Here is a 3,385-nt window from a genome sequence, read left to right on the forward strand (position 1 = left end):
GCACCGTGGGGGAATTTGCCTGCGCCGCCGCGAATTGCTCCTGGTACTTACGGATCGTCTTCCGGTCAACGCCCGTAATCCGGGCGATCTCCCGCTGACGTTTGCCCGCTGCGACGAGCGTGGCGATGGTTGTTTGCAGATGCGGCTTCAAGACATTCACTCCAACAACCCCTCTTCTTCATTCGAGGGGTGCAAGGTAACGTCCTGCCAGACCGCGCCAGCATCATGCTCCGCGTGTCTCTAGGTGGGGGATTTTGAGGTGCCCACAGGTGGGGGAATTTGCCCGCCCATCGGGGCGGCTGCTGACAGTATTGGCCCTCCTATGCCGCGAGTGTTGACAGAAGCAACGCTGCCAACCTCGCGCCGGTGCAGTTCGTGTATCGCGACAGAAGCAGGTGGTTTTGGACGCTCAGCGGCGCTTGTCTGAACGCGACATCAGGACGACGGCCGGAAGGAGCGACCGTGGGATGATCCCGGTCGTGTGCACGCCCGCTTGGGAAGCCTCCTTTGCATGCCACCTGGCGAACCGCGAATACCTTGGTCCACGCTGCAATAGCATCGTAGAGAGGAACAAACATGGACTGGAATCGCTGGTACAGCCTAAGGAGCTACCTAAGGTCCTCGCTGTGGACTGTGCCGCTCATCGCGATCGCGATCTATGCCGTGGTGAAGCCTGTGGCTGAAATGGTAGGAAGATGGATGACCAGGCAACGGACCCTTGATGCGAAAACCAGCCTGCTTGGCCTGTCCATGACTGGGGCGCGGTCGCTGCTCGGTGACATCATATCGGCAGACATGGCGTTTCTGGTATTTACGTTCGGTTCGCTGCTCGTCGCCATCCAGGTCGCCGGCGGGCAGTACACCCCGCGGATCATCGCAACGACGCTGCTGCGCGATAACGTCATCCGTGCCATCTCGGGATTATTCGTTTTCACGCTGCTGTTCGCCAATAGAACGGCGGGCTGGATGGGTGAGAATGAGGTACTCCAGCTTCAAGTCTTCATTGCAGCGCTATTCGGATTCGCCTCCGTCGTCGCTTTCCTTTTCCTGATTGATTACGCCGCGAAATTTCTGCGCCCTGTAAGCCTCGTGGCTCGCGTTGGGGAGCACGGGGTCGTGGTCATCGAGAGCGTTTATCCCGCCCCGTCTACGGGTGTGATTATCGCGCCGGAACGTGACAAAGAGCGAGGCGTACCTGATCGCATTGTTCGTCAGCGCGGGAAGTCTGGCATCGTTCTGGCCGTGAATCTGGAAAGGCTGGTGGCCAAGGCGCAGCGGGCTAACGTAGTGATCGAAGTCGTGCCGCAAGTCGGTGATTTCGTCGCGGTGGACGAACCCTTGTTCTATTTGTACGGGGACTCTGACGCAATCGATGAAAACAGGCTACGTACACTTGTCGCTTTCGGGACGGAACGCACCATGGAGCAGGACCCGATGTTCGCGTTTCGCATCCTGGTCGATATTGCGCTAAAAGCGCTGTCGGCGGCGATCAACGATCCGACCACGGCCGTGCTTGCGATCGACCAGTTGCACCGACTATTGCGCATGGTGGGCAAACGGTCTCTGCGCGTCGAAGAGATTGAGGACAGGTCGGGGCGGGTGCGCGTGATCTTGCGGACGCCCAACTGGGAAGATTTCGTGCATATCAGTTTTCGCGAGATACGACAGTATGGCGCGGGCAGCATTCAAATCGCGCGGCGTCTGCGTGCAGCGATAGAGAACCTCATCCAGAGCCTGCCGGAACATCGTCATGACGCATTGCGCGTTGAGCTAACACTGATCGACCGCGCGATCGCCGCGAATCATCCATTTCCGGAGGACCTGGCGTTGGCGCGCATCCCCGACTCGCAGGGGCTCGGCGGTTCGGCATCCTCGATAGCGAACAGCTAGCCTTTTCGGAGGAAATCCATGCGTAAACTCATCATGGGCATTGTTGAATTTCGCGAGAAAATGTTGCCTCAATATGCGGAAAAATTCAGCAAACTGGCGCTCACGCAGAAACCGGATGCGCTCTTTATTACCTGCTCCGACAGCCGGGTGGTACCGGACCTGCTTGCCTCAACCCATCCGGGCGATCTGTTCACGATGCGCAATGTCGGCAACCTGATACCACCGGCTACTACGGAGGGAGTCTCTACCGGTGATCTCTCCGAGGCGAGCGCAATCGAGTACTCAGTGCTGGTGCTGAAAGTCGCGAATATAGTCGTGTGCGGGCGTTCCGAGTGCGGTGCGATGAAAGCCATGTACACACGCAGCGCAAAGCTGAAGGCGCCTAATCTCGACAAATGACTGCACCACGCCAGCAACGCCGCGTTTCGTCTCGAACACGAAGGCCCACTCGATGACAGGCTGAAGCCGCACGATCAATTGTCGCAACTTAACGTACTTGTGCAGCTGGAGCATCTGATGACATACCCGATTGTTCGCCAGCAGGTCACTGCCGGGGCACTGGTTTTGAGCGGATGGTGGTTCGACATCGCCACTGGAGACATGTACGCCTATGAGCGCACGAGCCGCTCATTCGAAGTCATCGACCGCGCGATGGCTGATCGGATGATTGCGCGCATTGCCGCACGGGCGCGGTGAAGGTGCGTGAAACTCTTCTACACGAATGCCTTCTCAGGTCCATGGGCAAGCCGTGGCGAGAATGGCCATGGCGTGAGGGTTGGTTGGAGACGTGACTGACATCTTCTGCGCACGAAAGACCGCTGTCTGATGTGGAGCCGACATTTGAATGCCCCTAATACTACTGTGTCACAAAAAGATGTTTGCAGCTGAGTGATACCTGGTAGTATTGAATAATACAGACTTTGGGCGACCGTGATGAGAGAAGGCGCCGACGAATTTGACGCGTATCTGAATCATCTGGCGCAGGCGTTGGGGCACGCCGATCGCCATGCCGGCTTCAAGGGTTACTGCTCGGGCCTGGTGTTGCCCCCGTCGCGCAAGAGCGTCGAGCCGATGGCCGCGCACATTGACCCACTTCACGCGAGTGCGAAGCACCAGTCACTCCACCATTTTGTGGCCAAGGCAGACTGGTCTGACCGTGCGGTTCTACAGCGGGTACGCGAATGGGTGATGCCGGCGTTAGCAGGCCGCTGAAATACAGCCCAACGGAGACGGCCTTGTTCCGCTTACGCGGCTCCTGCCGCAAAATTTTTCAGATTGCGCAATCTCAACGCGAATTCAACGTTGTTTCGGCGGTTTGAGGCTACTTTTTTGGCCTCATTGCCGCTTTCCCGCCACTATGGACGCACCTGTGCCAGCGATCGCATGCGCACAAGGTTGTAGGCCGCCATATTCAACACGAACATCTGGTCCACCTTCTTCAAGCCACGCACCATCACCTGGCGCATGCGCCCCACGGTCTTGGCCCAGCCGAAAC

General features: G+C 58.1%; 2 protein-coding genes and 3 pseudogenes. 3 read left to right on the plus strand and 2 right to left on the minus strand.

Going from position 1 to position 3,385, the window contains the following annotated elements; all coding sequences use genetic code 11:
• The coding region (locus E1N52_RS43185; RefSeq protein ID WP_165979410.1) for a helix-turn-helix domain-containing protein at nt 1–160 on the minus strand (160 nt) is incomplete at its 3' end.
• A gap of 416 nt (nt 161–576) precedes the next feature.
• Between E1N52_RS43185 and E1N52_RS43195 the strand changes: the two genes are divergently transcribed.
• From E1N52_RS43195 to E1N52_RS43205, 3 genes and pseudogenes are all read left to right on the plus strand, one after another.
• Nucleotides 577–1,890, plus strand: a complete 1,314-nt coding sequence (locus tag E1N52_RS43195; protein WP_133191183.1) for a DUF2254 domain-containing protein — start codon at nt 577–579, stop codon at nt 1,888–1,890.
• A gap of 18 nt (nt 1,891–1,908) precedes the next feature.
• A pseudogene (locus tag E1N52_RS43200) lies at nt 1,909–2,586 on the plus strand (carbonic anhydrase).
• A 237-nt stretch (nt 2,587–2,823) separates the two neighbouring features.
• A pseudogene (locus E1N52_RS43205) lies at nt 2,824–3,090 on the plus strand (transposase); the annotation flags it as partial.
• Nucleotides 3,091–3,245: 155 nt separating this feature from the next.
• Here the strand turns inward: E1N52_RS43205 and E1N52_RS43210 are convergent.
• Nucleotides 3,246–3,385: pseudogene (locus E1N52_RS43210) on the minus strand (IS5/IS1182 family transposase); the annotation flags it as partial.

It is taken from the genome of Paraburkholderia guartelaensis, from assembly GCF_004353905.1.
GTDB classification, from domain to species: domain Bacteria; phylum Pseudomonadota; class Gammaproteobacteria; order Burkholderiales; family Burkholderiaceae; genus Paraburkholderia; species Paraburkholderia guartelaensis.

Excerpts from the sequence above, each read along its gene's own strand:
- E1N52_RS43195 (WP_133191183.1), top strand. The coding sequence starts at position 577 with ATGGACTGGAATCGCTGGTACAGCCTAAGGAGCTACCTAAGGTCCTCG.